The following is a 15513-nucleotide window of genomic DNA, read 5'->3' on the forward strand; positions in this document are numbered from 1 at the left end:
TCAGGCGAGGGGATGGCGCTGATGCCAGGAGGTGATCGACTGGAAGGCGGCGCCGGCGCGGACCAGCTGGGCTTCGCCGAGATGCGGCGCGACGAGCTGGAAACCGATCGGCATCTCTTGCCGGCTGAAACCGCCGGGCAAGGTGATGGTCGGATGCCCGCTCATGTCGAAGGGACAGGTGTAGCGCTGCAGTTTCGCGAGGAGCTCCGGCTGCGCGCCGAGCGTTTTGATGCGGGCGATCGTCAGGGGCGCGAAGGGCTGAACGGGTGTGAGCAGCAGGTCCATGGTGGCGAAGAGGGCGTTGACGCGGCCACGGAATTCCATGCGCCGGAGCAGGATCTTCTGATAGTCCGTAGCAGAGAGGGCGCGTCCCGTCTCGATCACGGCGCTGAGGATCGCGCCATACTGATCCTTGTGTTTCGCATAGGTCGCCTCATGCGCGACGGCGGCCTCGATGGCGCAATTGGGCGTCCAGTCGGCGATCGTCTGGGTGATATCGGGCATGCGGATGGGCATGAATTCGGCGCCGAGCGAGGCGAAGGCTTTCATCGCTTCGGCGAGAACGGTGATCGTCTCGTCATCCGCATCATCAGTGTTCCACGCGGCATCGATGCCGATGCGCAGGGCTTTCACGCCGTCATCGGCGGACTTCAGGTAATCGGGCACGGGATCCGGCAACGATGTGGGGTCGTGTGGATCGCTGCCGGCGATCACGCCGAGAAGGGCGCCGGCATCTTTCGCGCTGCGCGCCATGGTGCCGACATGGTCGAGCGACGCGGCAAGCTCGACGACGCCGTGTCGGCTGACGCGACCCCAGCTCGGCTTGAGGCCGGTCACGCCATTGGCGGCGGCGGGCCAGCGGATCGAGCCGCCAGTGTCGGAGGCGATGGCGCCATAGCAGAGGCCCGCGGCGGTCGCGACGCCCGAGCCGCTGGACGAGATGCCGGTCCAGTAGTCAGCATTCCAAGGGTTGGTCGGAGGCGTGATCGCGGCGTGGTGATCGGAATAAGCGCCCTCGCTGAGTTCGGTCTTGCCGATCAGCACGACTCCGGCGTCCTTGAGCCGCCGCACCAAGGTCGCATCCTCCGTCGCCGTTTGCCTCATGCCTGGCGCCATGCCGGCGCCGGTCGGATGGCCTGCGATCGCGCAGAGATCCTTCACTGCGATCGGAATGCCATGCAGCGGGCCGCGATGGATGCCGCGCGCGATCTCGGCATCCGCCGCCCGCGCCTGATCGAGCGCCATATCCGCCGTCACCAGTGCATATGAATGAAGTGTCGGCTCCAGCCTGGCGATTCGGGCGAGGAGGGCCTGCGTCGTCTCCTCCGCCGAGATCTCTCGCCTTGCGAGGCGTCCGGCAAGTTCGGTCGCGTCCCAATAATGCACGTCGTTTCCCTCAGAATATTTGAATTATGATCGATACGTGATACTCATATATTCCTCCGCTATAGAGATTTTCAAACCAGGATTTCTCTCAGGTTTAGATTAGAAATTCTAAATGAACAAATTACCTCCCCTGAACGCGCTCAAGGCCTTCGAAGCGGCCGCCCGGCATCTCTCCGTCAAGGCGGCGGCCGAGGAATTGTCGGTCACGCCGGGTGCGGTCAGCCAGATGCTGAAGACGCTCGAGCTCAATCTCGGCCGCAAGCTCTTCGACCGGGTCAATCGCGGCATCGTCCTGACCGAGGCCGGGCGCAACTACCTGCCGCCGGTCCGCAACGCCTTCCGCCAGATCGCCGAAGCGTCCCGCCGCGTCGCCCTGGAAGAAGACGGCGGATTGCTGACGGTGAGTGTCACGCCGTTCTTCGCCTCCGCCTGGCTCGTGCCGCGGCTCGCCTCGTTTCAGGCGGCGCATCGCGATATCGATCTCCGCATCGTCACCAGCAGCGGCCTCGCCGATTTCACCCGCGACGGCGTCGATGTCGCCATCCGCCATGGCCTCGGCCGCTATCCGGGACTGAGGAGCGACCATGTTCTCGCGGTCGCGATGATCCCGGTGGTGGCACCTTCGCTCGTCGCGCGCCTCGGTCGACCGACAAAAGCTGCCGACCTTCTCAGCTGGCCGCTGGTGCAGGATGCCGATCGCAAAGGATGGGCATTGTGGTTCGAGGCGCAAGGCCTTGCCGAGCCGGCGCCGACGCGCGGACCCTCCTTCGATGATTCAGGCCTGCTGCTGCGCGCGATCATTGCCGGGCAAGGCGCGGGCCTGCTGCCGGACGCCATGGTCGAGACGGAAGTCAAGGAAGGCCGGCTCGTGCGACTGGCCGAGCCGAAAGAGATCGAGGCCTTCGCCTATTATCTCGTGTACCCAGAGCTCGCGCATGAGCGGGCGAAGATCCAGGCGTTCCGTGCCTGGCTCCTCGATGCGGCCAGAAGCTTCCACGAGTAATCCGTCATCCCGGCGCAAAGCCGGGATCCATTGAATTCATTCCGCTTCTGCGGCTTTGCCCAGATTGCGCCTATTCAATGGACCCCGACGTTCGTCGGGGTGACGGAGAATGGGTGGAGCAGGGTCTCTTTCGTCAATTTCCGATATCCTTCGCGGCGCGTTTCTTATGCGCGGCCAAGGCCATCAGCCGACGATCGCGCCAGACCTGGCGCTCTTGCAGTTCTTGCCTGGGCGTGAGCTTGCGGCGTTCCGGCTCGATCACATCCATCACGGCGCCTGTCCAGTCGATACGCCGCTGCATCTGCGGGAACAGGTTTTCGTAGATACCCTGATAGCGTTCGGCATAATCGCGCACCCCGCCCGGCGCGTTGAGATCGATGGTCTCGAACGGGCCCATGAACGACCAGCGCAGCGCCAGACCGTCGCGTATGCCAATATCGATATCCTCGACACTGGCATAGCCGTCGGCCACCAGGCGGAAGGCCTCTTCGAGAAGGGCGCCCTGCATGCGGTTCATGATGAAGCCGTCGAGCTCTTTCTTCATGACGAGCGGCGCATGGCCGGCCGACAGCAGGAACTGCCGCGTACGCTCGACCGTCTCGGGCGATGTCCACGGCGCCGGCACCACTTCGGCGGCGGGAATGAGATAGGGCGGGTTGATCGGATGGACGACGAGGCAGCGCGCCCGGCCTTTGAGTCCTTCCGTAAAGCGCGACGGCAGGATCGCCGAGGTCGAGCTCGCGAGCACGGCATCGGGCCTGGCGGCCCGGTCGAGCGCTTCGAAAACCTTGATCTTGGTGGCGAGCACTTCCGGCGTATTCTCCTGCACATGAAGGGCTTCGGCCACTGCCTCCTCGAGCGTCGCCGCGGACGTGATGCGGGCGAGAACGGCGGTCGGCGTAGCGCCATTGAGAAGATCATTCCGGGCCAGGTCCTCGAGCACGCCCGCGATGTAATCGAGCGCCTTCCCGGCGGCGCCGTCGGCCTGATCCCACAGGCTCACCTGCGAGCCGGCGCGCGCGAAGCTGATCGCCCAGGCCCTGCCGATGAAGCCCGAACCGATGACCGCGGTCGGAGGCCGCTCAGAGGGTTTCGACATTACCGTCCACTCCCAGTGATTGTCCTGAAACATTGATGCCGGCATCGGAGAGCAGGTACGCCACCATGCTGGCGACGTCATAGGGGCTCACCATGCGCCGGAGCGATACTTTCTCGAGATAGTTCTTCTCCATCTCGGCGTGGCTGATGCCGAGCTGACGGGCGCGGTCGCCGATCACCTTGTCGATGCGCGGGCCTTCGACGATGCCGGGCAATATGGCATTGACGCGGATGCCATGCGGTCCGAGCTCCTTGGCGAGACTTTGGGTGAAGCCGACAACGGCGAATTTGGCCGAGGAGTAAGGCGTGCGGAACGCATAGCCATGCCGGCCCGCGGCGGACGACATGTTGACGATCGAGCCGCCGCCCGAAGCCTTCAGCATCGGGACGGCGAGCCGCGCGCACAGGAATTGTCCAGTGAGACAGACATCGATGCAGCGCCGCCACTCGGCGATCGAGATTTCATCGACGCCGCCGGTCGGCCCGGCTATTCCAGCATTGTTGATGAGGGCGTCAAGGCCGCCCCATTCCTTGGCCAGGAGGGCGAACATCCGATCGACATCTTCATCCCTGGCGACGTCAGCCTTGGTGGCGAGGAGCTTCGGCAAAGTCTTCTTCGCTTCGGCGATGGCGGCATCCGCTATGTCACAGATTGCGACGCGGGCGCCGAGGGCGATAAGCATGTCGGCGATGGCGAAGCCGATTCCCGACGCGCCCGCCGTGATCAGAACGCGCTGGCCGGCCAGCCCGGAAAGGAAGCCGGCGGGTGAGTCGGGCGCTTTGTTGCTCATCATTTCTCCCACAAGGTAGTGAGCAGCGGCGCGCCGCCCAGAATGCGGGGAATAATGGCCGCCATCTGGGCCGCCCGCAATATCGCCGATTGCGAAGACCGCTATGGTCGACGCGCTGAAAGCCCGCGACGAAAATCGCGTCGCCGACGCGGTGCGCGCCGATATCGATGATGCCTATCAGGTGCTGCTGGGGTTGGTGAGCCCCTAGCGCGGGATGCGAAAAAGTGGGCACCGGTTTTTCGCAAGAATCCCGCGCTATTATATGGGAATCGATCACGTTTATGAGTTTGGATTGACTCAATCCAAACTCATCGTGATCTAGTCGGTGAGAGGCAGCCGCTGCCGCGCCAGCGTCGTCCAGAAGGCGATGCCGGGCCCGAGCGCGGCGTCGTTGAAATCATAGCGCGCATTATGCAACGGCAGGCCATGGGCGCCTTCCGTGCCGTTGCCGAGAAAGGCGAAATTGCCGGGCCGGTGCTTGAGGAAGAGGCCGAAATCCTCCGATCCCATCATCGGCATGGGCTCGGGCTCGATGCTCTGGGCGCCGAGCGCCGCCTGGGCGGCGGCGAGCGCATGGTCCGTTTCCGCCGCATGATTGACGGTCGAGGAGAATTCGTGGCTGTAATCCACGTCGACCTCGGCGCCGAAGGCGTCGGCGATGCCGCCGGCGATCTTGCGCATTTCACGCTCGATCATCGCCTGCACCGCGGGCAGATAGCTCCTGGTGTCGCCGCGCAGCGTCACGCGCTCGGGCAGCACATTGCGGATGCCGTCGGTCAGGATCTCGGTGACCGACACCACCGCATTGTCGAGGGGATCGGCCCGGCGCGACACGATCGCCTGCAGCGCCAGCACCAGATGGGCGGCGATGACGATGGGATCGTTGCTGGTATGGGGCCGCGCCGCATGACCGCCCTTGCCGGTGAGGCGGATCTCAAAATTGTCCTCGCAGGCCATCAGAGGGCCGGCGCGTGTCGCGAAGCGCCCGACCGGCGTGCCGGGCAGATTATGCAGCCCATAGATCTCATCGAACGGAAACCGCTCGAGCAGGCCGTCATCGATCATCGCCTGGGCGCCCTTGCCATGCTCCTCCGCGGGCTGGAACAGGAAGACGATGCTGCCCGAAAAATCCTTGCGCTGCGCCAGTTCGCGCGCCGCGCCGAGCAGCATCGCAGTGTGGCCGTCATGGCCGCAGGCATGCATCACGCCGTCATGGCGGGAGGCATGCGGCAATCCCGTCCGTTCGGTGATCTTGAGCGCATCCATGTCGGCGCGCAGCGCGATGCAGCGGTTTCCCGTGCCCTGCCGCAACACGCCGATGACACCCGTGCCGCCGATGCCGTCATGGACCTCGAGGCCGAAATCGCGCAGCTTCGTGGCGACGAAACGCGACGTCTTGATCTCCTCGAAGCCGGGCTCCGGCATTTGATGGAGCGCGCGGCGCCAGTCAGCGACATCGTCAATCTTATCGGCCATTGATCGTCCTCTTCTTCGTCAGTTCCGCAAGCCCGCGCTGAACGCTTCGAGCAGCATCCGTCCTTGCGGCCAGTCCGCAAGCCCGCTGGCGCCATTCATGTGACCGAAAGCGCCGGCTATGAGGAAGCCCGCTCCCCAATTATCGGCCTTCCGGCGCGCATAGTCGACACCGCCATAGGGATCGTTGCTGCTGGCGATCATGAGCGTGGCGAAAGGCAGTCGTTTTGCCGGAGCGGCGGTATAAAAGGAAGGCGCCTCGACCTTGGGAAAGACGGGGCTTTCAGGATCGGGGACGGAGACAAGGAAGGCGCCCTTGATGCGCGAGGGCTCGCGTCTCGCGGCCCAGTGAATCACCAGAAGGCAGGCGAGGCTGTGCGCGACCAGTACCGGCGGCGCGCCGGCTTCGCCGATCGCGCGGTCGAGGGCAGATATCCAGTCATCGAGATCAGGGCGATCCCAGCTCGAGGGCTGGAAGCGGATCATGGCCGGATCGGCCGCTTCCCAAAGTGTCTGCCAATGCGACCGGCCGGAGCCGCTAATGCCGGGAAGTGTGATGAGGGGAAACATGTCCTTCCTTTCATTTGCTGTTTGCGGCAGATTGACCAGGGCTCGCCGGGATGTACATGGCAAGCCATCGGCTAAAGCGGGAAGTTGCCGATGATTTCAAGGTGAGAGACCAAATGGATATCGACGCGACCGACGACGCCATTCTCGCCGCCTTGCAGGAAGACGGCCGTCTGCCTCTGTCCGAGCTCGGGCGGCGCATCGGCCTGTCGCAGCCGGCGGTGTCCGAGCGCGTGAAGCGGCTGGAGGAGCGCGGCATCATCGAGGGCTATGGCGCACGCATCAATCCGCGCGCCCTCGGGCTGTCGACCTCCGCCATCATCGGACTGCGCACCTCGCATGAGCATATCAAAGCCTGCCTCGACAAATTCGCCGCCATGCCGGAAGTGATGGAGGTTCATCGCGTGACTGGCGAGAACTGCTTTTTCCTGCGTGTGCTGGTCCCGGCGCCGAGTGATCTCGAGCGCATCGTCGATGCTTTCGGGCGCTATGGCGTGGTGACGACCAGTGTCGTGTTGCGGAGCGAGAAAGCAAAGCCGATCACACGCGCTTTACGGGAGGCGGCGCGGAACGGCCGATGAGATGGCGGTCAGGCCAGCCAATCGAGTCCGATATCGAGCGCCGGGGCGCTGTGGGTCAGCCAGCCGACCGAGATGAGATCGACGCCGGATGCGGCGATGGCCGCGACCGTCTCGCGCGTTACACCGCCCGAGGCTTCCGTCTGGCGGCGCGGCGAAGATATCATCCAGGGTGAGCGTCGTCCAATAGTGAGCGCCGCGACGCTCCTCACGTGCCAGCGACGATTGCGCGATCACCAGCCGACAAGAGCGGGATCGATCGCTTCCGTCTCGCTTTCGGAGAGCGGACGCAGCCTGATGGCGATGCGCAGTCCGACCGCCATGATCGACGCGCTGAAAGCCCGTGATGAGCAGCGTGCCGGAGACGTGGTGCGTGCCGATATCGACGATGCCTACAAAGTCCTGCTCGATCCGGTTAGTCCGCCACGTGTTTTCAATATTCGGCAGGAATGATCTGTTTGACGTTGTTGTTGTAATGCCGCACTATCGGGCTTAGAGCGATAAGCATCCGAGCGGCAATGGGCAATTACCGAAAGGTCAAAGGTGGCGCGACCATGCCAGATGGTAAATGGTCCCGCGTCACGCAGCTGCAACGTGTGGTAGGCGTGCAATATCGAAAAAGAAATGCTGTCGAGTTTGCCAAGCTAGTATTTGCTGCCGCGAGAAAGGGTAATCCCTACGGTCTTCTGGCAGAACGAGAACCAGATAACCCACATGACCGGAATGCTGTAAAGATCATTGGTTGGGGTATCGCGAAGAGTACCTTTCTTGGTCGCAAGGTGCCGGTCAATCTACATCTCGGCTATTTGGATGCGGATACCTCTGGTCGGCTTGCCGAGAAGTTCCCCGATATTCCCTTAGCTGTCGAGTTCTACAGCCTCTACGAAGGGCGCCTGGGATACATCGACATTTGCTTCTTTCTTGCGGCCCCGCCTGCGTTGTCGGCAGTCAGTGCGAGATCGCGACGATTGATCGAGTCCATATCGGATGAGCTTCTCATACTTGTCTACGCTTCAAGAGCTGACGGTCGGATGGGACGTTTTGAACATGACGTTCTAGGGAAATATGCGGAGCTACGTGCGCAAGACTTAGATATGCCGCTTGATCAGGAGGAGATTGCTGAGATGCGGCGATGGTGCAAGTCGCAAAGTCCGGAGAGCGAAGATGCCGAAGCTGCCATTGACCGCCTCTCCGAAAGGCCTGAGGCCGATCCGAATGGATTGTGGGAAATGATTGAGATCGTCTTGACGGTTGACGGCAAAGTAACAAAAACCGAAAAGGCGGCTGCCATAGAGTTGGCAAAGTTCATGGAACAATCATTCGGCAGGAATCCACTTCGCTAATCGGAGAGGAAATCGAGTCCGATATCGAGCGCCGGGGCGCTGTGGGTCAGCCAGCCGACCGAGATGAGATCGACGCCGGATGCGGCGATGGCCGCGACCGTCTCGCGGGTGACGTTCCCTGAGGCTTCGGCGAGGCAGCGGCCGTCGATCATCCGCACCGCCTCGCTGAGCGTCGCGGGAGTCATATTATCGAGCAGCACTGCATCGACCTCGAGGGCGAGGACTTCTTCCAATTGCGCGAGCGTGTCGACCTCGACTTCGATCTTGGTGAGATGGCCGGCGTGCCTGCGCGCACGATCCACCGCCGGGCGGATCCCGCCGGCAATGGCGATGTGATTGTCCTTGATCAACACCGCGTCATCGAGGCCGAAACGGTGATTGCCGCCGCCGCCCAAACGCACTGCATGTTTTTCGAGCGCCCGCAGGCCCGGTGTCGTCTTGCGGGTGCAGACGATACGCGCTTTGTGGCCTTCGATCGCGGTGCAGAGATGTGCCGTCGCGGTCGCGATGCCGCTCAGATGGCAGAGAAAATTGAGCGCGGTGCGTTCAGCGGTGAGCAGAGCGCGGGCATTGCCGGTGAAGGTTGCGATGGTCTCGCCGGTCGCGACTTTCGCGCCGTCCCGATGCCCGATCTTCACCGACATGTTCGGATCGAGCAGGCGGAAAGTTTGGACCGCCACGTCGAGCCCCGCCACCACGCCGGGCCTGCGCGCGACGAGAGCGGCGCTTGCCGCGAGAGTCTCCGGCACGATGGCATCGGTGGTGATGTCGCCGGCAAGTCCCAGATCTTCGCGCAAAGTGGCGCGGATGAGATCATCGAAGAGCAGGGGAATGGTCATGACTTTACCTGGCGGGGAAAGGACGAGGACACGAGAACATCTTCGCTTGTGAGGAACGACCGCGCGGCGATGGTGGATTTTTGCGGGAAGTCGGTGCGGTAATGGGCGCCGCGGCTTTCCTGACGGGCGAGCGCCGCCTCGGCGATCATCAATCCGACAAGTGCTGGATCTGCCGCCTCCCTATGGCTTTCGGCGAGCGGTCGCAGGGCCGCGATGGCGGTGTGCAATCCGGCCTCGTCGCGCGTGACGCCAAGATATCGGGACAGAATGGGACGCACCGCCGCCGGATCGGAGGAACACGGCAGCTCTTGTATCCTGGGCTTGCGCAAGCGCCGAGGCGAAGTGCCCGAAAGATCTTCACCGACTCTGAGGCCGGTGATCAGCGCTTCAGTGAGTGAATTGCTCGCAAGGCGGTTGGCGCCATGAAGGCCGGTGCTGGCCACTTCGCCCGCTGCCCACAACCCGGCGACGGAACTGCGGCCGCTGCGGTCCACCGCGATCCCGCCCATGTGATAATGCGCGGCTGGCCGCACCGGGAGCGGATCGGTCGCGGGATCGATGCCATTGGCGCGGCAGGCGGCAGCGATCACCGGGAAATGTTCGGCGAAGCGTGCGCCGAGGCACTGGCGCGCATCGAGGAAGACGCGTCTGCCCTGTTGGAGATGTTTCCAGATGGCGCGCGCCACGACATCGCGCGGCTCGAGTTCGCCGCCGAGCCGTGCGCCCGTCTCATCGATCAGGATCGCGCCTTCGCCGCGCACCGCCTCGCTGATGAGCGGCATGGGCCGCAGCGGCACGTCGAGCGCCGTCGGGTGGAATTGAATGAATTCAAGATCGGCGAGCCTCGCCCCGGCGCGCGCCGCAAGCGCCAGGCCTTGGCCACAGCTGCCGGCAGGATTGGTGCTGTCGAGGAACAGTCCACCGACACCGCCGGTCGCCAGGACGACCCGATCGGTGGCGATCGTCACAACGCCCGTCTCGGACTGCGCGAGGATTCCATTTATGATGCCGTCCTCGGTCAGGAGGCGGCGGGCCTCCATGCCTTCGGCGAGCGTGATCGAGGGTGTCTGCTTCACCGCCTGCGCAAGCGCCCGCATTACTTCCCGTCCGCTGCCGTCGCCCTGGGAGTGGACGATACGGCGGCGGCTATGGGCTGCCTCGAGGCCGAGATGCTGATCGAAGCGCGCGCCGTAGCGGATGAGGGTATCGATGGCCTGCGGCGCCGCCGACAGCAGGTCCTGGACGACGCCGGCATCGCACAGGCCGTCGCCGGCGGCGAGCGTGTCGGCGACATGGAGCGCGACGTCGTCATCCGCGCCGAGGCTCGCGGCGAGACCGCCTTGCGCCCAGGCGCTCGCGGCCTCGTAGCCGATCGGAGCTTTCGAAAGCAGCAGGACAGGCTCTGGCGCCAGCGTCAGCGCCGTCATCAGCCCGGCGATGCCGCCGCCGATGATCACCGGGTGCCCTGAGAGATGGATGAGGTCCGCGCTCATATGGCGAGCATCCTTTCGACCGCCAGCCGCGCTCTCCCGGCGATCAGGGGATCGATCGTCACCTCATGCCGGTTCTCTTCGAGCGCCTGACGGATGTTCTTGAGCGTGATCCGCTTCATATGCGGACAGAGATTGCAGGGGCGCACGAAATCTACCTCCGGATTGCTGACGGCGATATTGTCGCTCATCGAGCATTCGGTCAGCAGCGCCACGCTTTTGGGCTTGCGCGTGCCGACATAGTCCGACATCGCCGCGGTGGAGCCCGAGAAATCCGCTTCCGTCACGACGTCGGGCGGGCATTCGGGATGCGCCAGCACGACGACGCCTGGATGGGCCGCGCGCAACTCCCGCACATCGCCGGCGGTGAAGCGCTCATGCACCTCGCAGCGCCCGTTCCAGGTGATGATCTCGACATCGGTCTCCGCTGCGATATTGCGCGCCAGATATTCGTCGGGAAGCATGATCACGCGCGGCACGCCGAGCGCTTCCACCACCTTGCGGGCATTGCCCGAGGTGCAGCAGATATCGGACTCGGCTTTGACGGCGGCCGACGTGTTCACATAGGTGACGATGGGAACGCCCGGGTGGCGCCGGCGCAAGCCCCGCACGTCGTCGGCTGTGATCGATTCGGCGAGCGAGCATCCCGCCTTGAGATCGGGAATGAGCACGGTCTTCTGCGGATTGAGGAGCTTCGCCGTCTCGGCCATGAAATGGACGCCGGCGAGCACGATCACCTCGGCTTCCGTCTCCACGGCGAGGCGGGCGAGTGCCAGGCTGTCGCCGACGAGGTCGGCCACGCAGTGATAGATCTCCGGCGTCTGGTAATTATGCGCGAGGATCACCGCCCGGCGCTGGCGCTTGAGCGCCAGGATGGCGTCGATATCCTCCGCGAAGACCGGCCATTCGACCGCCGGGATGAAGTGACGGACGCGCTCATGAAGATGCGCGGTGCGTTCCAAGGCCTGGACTGTGGTCATTGCCATAATACTCACTCTGAGCATTTATGGCTTATACTTATCCTGAGTATAAGAAATGTCAAGGCCTGAGCAGCGGCAATTTGGTGCCGGCCGCGGCGCGCTCCGCCAGCACCGCCTGGCGGAAACGGAACAATTTGGCCGGCCGGCCGCCGGTTTCGAAGCTCGACTGGCCGGTCTCTTCGACCAGTTCCTGCTGCTCGATCAGGCGGCGGAAATTCTGCTTGTGCAGAAGCCGGCCGGCCAGGGCCTCGACGCTGCGTTGCAGCTGCAGAAGCGAGAAAGCGGGCGGCATCAACTCGAAGACGACCGGGCGGTATTTGATCTTGGCGCGCAGGCGCGCAATGCCGGTGGCGAGGATGCGGCGATGGTCGGCGTGCATGGCGCGGCCCGGCAGCACGGCTTTCTCTCCTTGCCCCGCTTCGCTCACGAGGCCGGCCTCATAGAGAAGCTCGTAGCGCTGCAGCACCAGCTCTTCGTTCCAGGCGTGCTCATCAAGGCCGAAAGTTATGGCGGCGCGCTGCCAGCGGGCGGCGCGCGCCGCCTTGTCCGGGGCTTCCTTGGACCATCGGCAGAGGCGCGGCGCCACCACGGCCTCGAAGAGCTCAGGCGTGCCTTTGCGATGATCCTCCCAGGGGAAATAGTCATACCAGTTCCGCCATTGGGAATCGCGCGCACCACCTTGGCCTTCCTCGCGTGTGAGTCCTAGATAGCTGATGGATATTGCGCGCCTGTCTTCAAGGCCGCGGTCGCGATCGGCGAAGGTGTAGAGCTGCTCCATATAGCCGATCGGATGGCCGGTCTGCCGCTCGACCCATTCCCGCAAGCCCGACTGCAGCGACCGGTGGCTCGATTCGAACGGGCCGGACGGCAAGGCTCGCGCCTCGCGAATGGTCATGATATTCGGCTCTTCGCCGATGACCGCGACCAGGACCGCGATCAGATCGGCGGCGATCGCATGTGAGGCCGAAGCCGGCGCCGGTGCTTTGGTTTCCATCGTCATTTCAACAGTGTCATATGATCAATGGCTATAGCACGGCGCCGGAAAACGAAACATAAGAGCGAGCCGGGATTATCTGGCTCGCTCGATGTTATGCGCCTACCAGTCCCAATAGGGCCGCCTGCGGCACCGGCGGCGCCAGCGGCCATGCCGCCAAAAGCGCCGGCAATGATAGCGCCATCTGCGGCGGCGCCATCTGCGCCTGTACCGCCTGCGGCGTCGCCAATAATCATGCCGATAGTAATAGCTCCTGTGCGAAGCGAGCTCGACGCCCTCTTCGAGGGCGGCTTCGGGAGCGGCCTGCAGTTCTTCGAGGTCGGGCAGAACGCTCGGCTCGGGGGCGGGGCCCACGGGTGGAATGCCCGCCTGCGCTTGGGCTTGTGGTAAGAATGCAGCAGCAGCGGCTGCGCCGGCGATGCCGAATATACCTTTGAGAACGAGTCTCCTGTCCATTCACTACCACCCTTCAGTTCGACGGAGGCACCAGATGTGGAATCCCAGCGTTCCCGATACAGGTGGCAACGAAATGGCAAAAGAATGGTTCCAGTGCGACAAGTTGCGTGCAAGAAACTTACGTTGCGAAAATGGACTCGAATGTCACCGTGGGGTGGATGATCGGAGGAAGTTCGAAGAATTTGCGATCGTGTTCCGATCTTGATGTCGTCGATCAGAAGCTCGCCGAAGCGCTGATTGCTCCAGTACCCCGCGCAAGCGCTGCTCGATTTCTGTCCGGGATCTCCCGGCGGGAGGAGGCGTCGAGGGCGTCGGCCGGCATGTCGGGTGGCAGGAGGGACGGTGGAAATGGGCGGGAAATGCGCCCGCTGGCCCCTTTGTCCGGACGGCAGGTACTCTGGTGTATAGGGGCTGGCGGAGGGTTGCGGACACCGGGCTATGCCATTAAAATCCGGCATCCCATAGGAATGAACATGAAACCTTGTATTTACATTCACACGAACGAGAAGCAGATCATCGGCGCGCTCGTTTCCAAATACTCCTTCGAGCGCTTCGCCGCCGACAAGAACGCGTTCGACGTCAAGCTCATCCACACCAAGGATTTTCCCTTCCTGGATGCTCATGAAGGGCGCAAATACCTGCGCGGCGGCCTCACCCGCGAATGGGTGAATGACGACCTGCAGTCCTTTACTGTGCTGCGCTTCATGCCGCCCGAGCTGATGGGCTATCAGGGCCGCTCCGTCGTCGTCGATCCGGACGTGTTTTGCGTTTCGGACGTAGCACCGCTTCTCAACCGGGACATGAAGGGTGCTTCGATCATGGCGCGCAAGCGCGGCGCCAGCACCGCCAAGGAATTCGCCTCGAGCGTCATGCTGCTCGACAATGCCAAGCTCACGCACTGGCAGGTCGAGAAGAGCTTCGAGGAAATGTTCGCCTTCAAGCGCGACTATTCCGACTGGATCAATCTCCATCTCGAGCCCAAAGAGTCGATCGGCGTTCTCGAGCCCGTCTGGAACGACTTCGACACGCTGACGCGCGAGACGCGCATGATTCACAATACGCATCGCCGCACCCAGCCATGGAAGACGGGACTCAAGGTCGACTTCCGTCCCGCCGAGCGGGCGGGCTCCTTCAAGCTGTCGAACATCATCCACCGGACGCGCCGCACATTGTTCGGCGAATACGGGCTGCTCGGCAGCTACCGCAGCCACCCGGACAGCAACCAGGAGCGGCTGTTCTTCGCGCTGCTCAAGGAATGCATCGACAAGGGCATCGTGACCCAGGCCATGCTGGACGAGCAGATGAAGCTCAACCATGTGCGCCATGACGCGCGCGATGTCCTGGCGCGCACCCGCACGCTGGCCGAGCAGCCGCTCTTCGCAGCCTGACCGCAAGGCGGTGAGCGCGCCGACGGTCTGGATCCTGACGCACAGCCGGATGGGCGACCGCCAGCAGATGGAAAAGCTGGCGGATGCCCTCGGCTGGCCGAGCATCGTCAAGCGCCTGGTCTTCCGTCCGCCCAACGTGCCTTATCTGGCGCCCTGGCTGTTGGACCGCAGCCACTCCGATACGATCGGGCCGCCCTGGCCCGATCTCGTTCTCTGCGCCGAGGCGCGCACCAGTGTCTTGGCACTCGACCTCAAACGCCGATCCGGCGGCCGCTGCAAGGTGATCTGCCTGGGGCGGCCGGCGGGCAATCCGGCGAGGTTCGATCTCGTATTGACCACCGCGCAATACCGGCTGCCGCGGGCGCCGGATGTCGTCGAGCTTTCTCTCCCGCTGGTGGCCGATGCTTCACCTCCACCGGAGCAAGCGGAAGCGCACGCCTTGGAAGCGCCCGCGCGGCCGGTCACCACGGTCCTGGTCGGTGGAACGGCAGCACCTGAGCGTCTCGATGGCGAAGCGGCTGCGGCATTGGCGCGCGATCTCCTGGCGCATGCGCAAAGAACGGGCGGGACCTTGCTCGTGGTGACGAGCCCGCGCACCGGCGAGGCGGCCGGATCGGCGCTGGCCCGCGCCATTCCGGCACCGCACATCGTTCATCTCTGGCGCAAGGGTGAGGACAATCCCTATCGCCGCTTTCTGGCGCTCGCCGATGAGATCGTCGTGACCAGCGACAGCGTCTCCATGGTCGCGGATGCGCTGGCGACGCAGAAGAATGTGTCGGTCTATCGCCTCCCGCGCAAGTTGACGCTCAAGGATCGCGTCGTCGAATGGCTCTTCCCGCGCGTATGGAGCGAGGCCCCCTGTCCCCCTCTGGCTGAGGCCGGCGAAAGGGCTGTTCGATGTCGGACTGATCGAAGTCCGCGCCGACCGGCCGCGATTGTTCGCGCGCCTTGTTACCGAGGGCCGTCTCGGCTGGTTCGGCGAGGCGCGGACGGAAACGCGCTATGTTGCCCGCGAGGCGGAGCTCGAGACCGTGCTGCCCCGGATCAAGGCTCTCCTGTTTTAGGTCGTGTATTCATAAATCGAGGCGGTCGGAACAGCCCCGTCTGATGTCCGCTAAGGAGTGCCG

15 protein-coding genes and 1 pseudogene are annotated in these 15513 nt (G+C 63.7%); 6 read left to right on the forward strand and 10 right to left on the reverse strand.

Translation table 11 applies throughout. The annotated features are described in order from the left end of the window. On the reverse strand, positions 1-1386 hold the full coding sequence (locus G5V57_RS15950; protein WP_165168594.1) for an amidase: 1386 nt from the start codon (positions 1384-1386) through the stop codon (positions 1-3). A 112-nt stretch (positions 1387-1498) separates the two neighbouring features. On the opposite strand from G5V57_RS15950, the gene gcvA reads away from it, so the two are divergent. After that, positions 1499-2389, forward strand: a complete 891-nt coding sequence (gcvA, locus tag G5V57_RS15955) for a transcriptional regulator GcvA (RefSeq protein ID WP_165168596.1) — start codon at positions 1499-1501, stop codon at positions 2387-2389. Between the two features lie 133 nt (positions 2390-2522). On the opposite strand, the gene G5V57_RS15960 is transcribed toward gcvA, so the two are convergent. The 4 genes from G5V57_RS15960 to G5V57_RS15975 all read right to left on the reverse strand — a co-directional run bounded on the left by G5V57_RS15960 (position 2523) and on the right by G5V57_RS15975 (position 6321). Then, on the reverse strand, positions 2523-3488 hold the full coding sequence (locus G5V57_RS15960) for a 3-hydroxyacyl-CoA dehydrogenase (RefSeq protein WP_165168598.1): 966 nt from the start codon (positions 3486-3488) through the stop codon (positions 2523-2525). Then, a complete protein-coding gene (locus tag G5V57_RS15965) occupies positions 3472-4278 on the reverse strand; it encodes an SDR family oxidoreductase (protein ID WP_206530311.1) in 807 nt (268 codons plus the stop codon). The genes G5V57_RS15960 and G5V57_RS15965 overlap by 17 nt, the downstream gene beginning before the upstream one ends. 318 nt (positions 4279-4596) lie before the next feature. Continuing rightward, positions 4597-5754 (reverse strand): M20 aminoacylase family protein, encoded by a 1158-nt coding sequence (locus tag G5V57_RS15970; protein ID WP_165168601.1) that lies wholly within the window; start codon positions 5752-5754, stop codon positions 4597-4599. A gap of 18 nt (positions 5755-5772) precedes the next feature. After that, entirely contained in the window at positions 5773-6321 is a 549-nt protein-coding gene (locus G5V57_RS15975; RefSeq protein WP_165168602.1) for an alpha/beta hydrolase, read from the reverse strand. A gap of 113 nt (positions 6322-6434) precedes the next feature. Between G5V57_RS15975 and G5V57_RS15980 the strand changes: the two genes are divergently transcribed. Then, positions 6435-6899 (forward strand): Lrp/AsnC family transcriptional regulator, encoded by a 465-nt coding sequence (locus G5V57_RS15980; RefSeq protein ID WP_165168603.1) that lies wholly within the window; start codon positions 6435-6437, stop codon positions 6897-6899. Positions 6900-6907: 8 nt separating this feature from the next. Here the strand turns inward: G5V57_RS15980 and G5V57_RS15985 are convergent. Next, positions 6908-7048 (reverse strand): annotated as a pseudogene (locus tag G5V57_RS15985) (nicotinate-nucleotide diphosphorylase (carboxylating)); the annotation flags it as partial. Between the two features lie 169 nt (positions 7049-7217). Here G5V57_RS15985 and G5V57_RS34855 point away from each other — a divergent pair. Together G5V57_RS34855 and G5V57_RS15990 are read left to right on the forward strand one after the other, a co-directional pair. Next, entirely contained in the window at positions 7218-7349 is a 132-nt protein-coding gene (locus tag G5V57_RS34855) for a hypothetical protein (RefSeq protein ID WP_256378673.1), read from the forward strand. Positions 7350-7414: 65 nt separating this feature from the next. Beyond that, on the forward strand, positions 7415-8239 hold the full coding sequence (locus tag G5V57_RS15990; RefSeq protein ID WP_165168604.1) for a hypothetical protein: 825 nt from the start codon (positions 7415-7417) through the stop codon (positions 8237-8239). On the opposite strand, the gene nadC is transcribed toward G5V57_RS15990, so the two are convergent. The 4 genes from nadC to G5V57_RS16010 are packed head-to-tail and all read right to left on the reverse strand — an operon-like array spanning position 8236 to position 12548. Further along, positions 8236-9078, reverse strand: a complete 843-nt coding sequence (gene nadC, locus G5V57_RS15995; RefSeq protein WP_165168605.1) for a carboxylating nicotinate-nucleotide diphosphorylase — start codon at positions 9076-9078, stop codon at positions 8236-8238. The two genes, G5V57_RS15990 and nadC, sit on opposite strands and share 4 nt — an antisense overlap. Next, positions 9075-10571 (reverse strand): L-aspartate oxidase, encoded by a 1497-nt coding sequence (locus G5V57_RS16000; RefSeq protein ID WP_165168606.1) that lies wholly within the window; start codon positions 10569-10571, stop codon positions 9075-9077. The genes nadC and G5V57_RS16000 overlap by 4 nt, the downstream gene beginning before the upstream one ends. Continuing rightward, positions 10568-11548 (reverse strand): quinolinate synthase NadA, encoded by a 981-nt coding sequence (gene nadA, locus G5V57_RS16005; RefSeq protein ID WP_165168607.1) that lies wholly within the window; start codon positions 11546-11548, stop codon positions 10568-10570. The genes G5V57_RS16000 and nadA overlap by 4 nt, the downstream gene beginning before the upstream one ends. Positions 11549-11606: 58 nt before the next feature. Continuing rightward, the gene (locus tag G5V57_RS16010) at positions 11607-12548 is read right to left on the reverse strand and encodes a hypothetical protein (protein ID WP_165168608.1); all 942 of its coding nucleotides are present in this window, start codon (positions 12546-12548) and stop codon (positions 11607-11609) included. Between the two features lie 923 nt (positions 12549-13471). Here G5V57_RS16010 and G5V57_RS16015 point away from each other — a divergent pair. Both G5V57_RS16015 and G5V57_RS16020 read left to right on the forward strand, forming a co-directional pair. After that, positions 13472-14386: a hypothetical protein gene (locus G5V57_RS16015; RefSeq protein ID WP_165168609.1), complete on the forward strand. Its 915-nt coding sequence runs from the start codon at positions 13472-13474 to the stop codon at positions 14384-14386. After that, positions 14334-15494 carry an ELM1/GtrOC1 family putative glycosyltransferase gene (locus G5V57_RS16020; RefSeq protein ID WP_165168610.1) on the forward strand — a complete coding sequence of 387 codons (1161 nt, stop codon included), beginning with the start codon at positions 14334-14336 and terminating at the stop codon, positions 15492-15494. The genes G5V57_RS16015 and G5V57_RS16020 overlap by 53 nt, the downstream gene beginning before the upstream one ends. Positions 15495-15513 lie beyond the last annotated feature (19 nt).

The sequence above is a fragment of the Nordella sp. HKS 07 genome (assembly GCF_011046735.1).
Taxonomy (GTDB): Bacteria; Pseudomonadota; Alphaproteobacteria; order Rhizobiales; family Aestuariivirgaceae; genus Taklimakanibacter.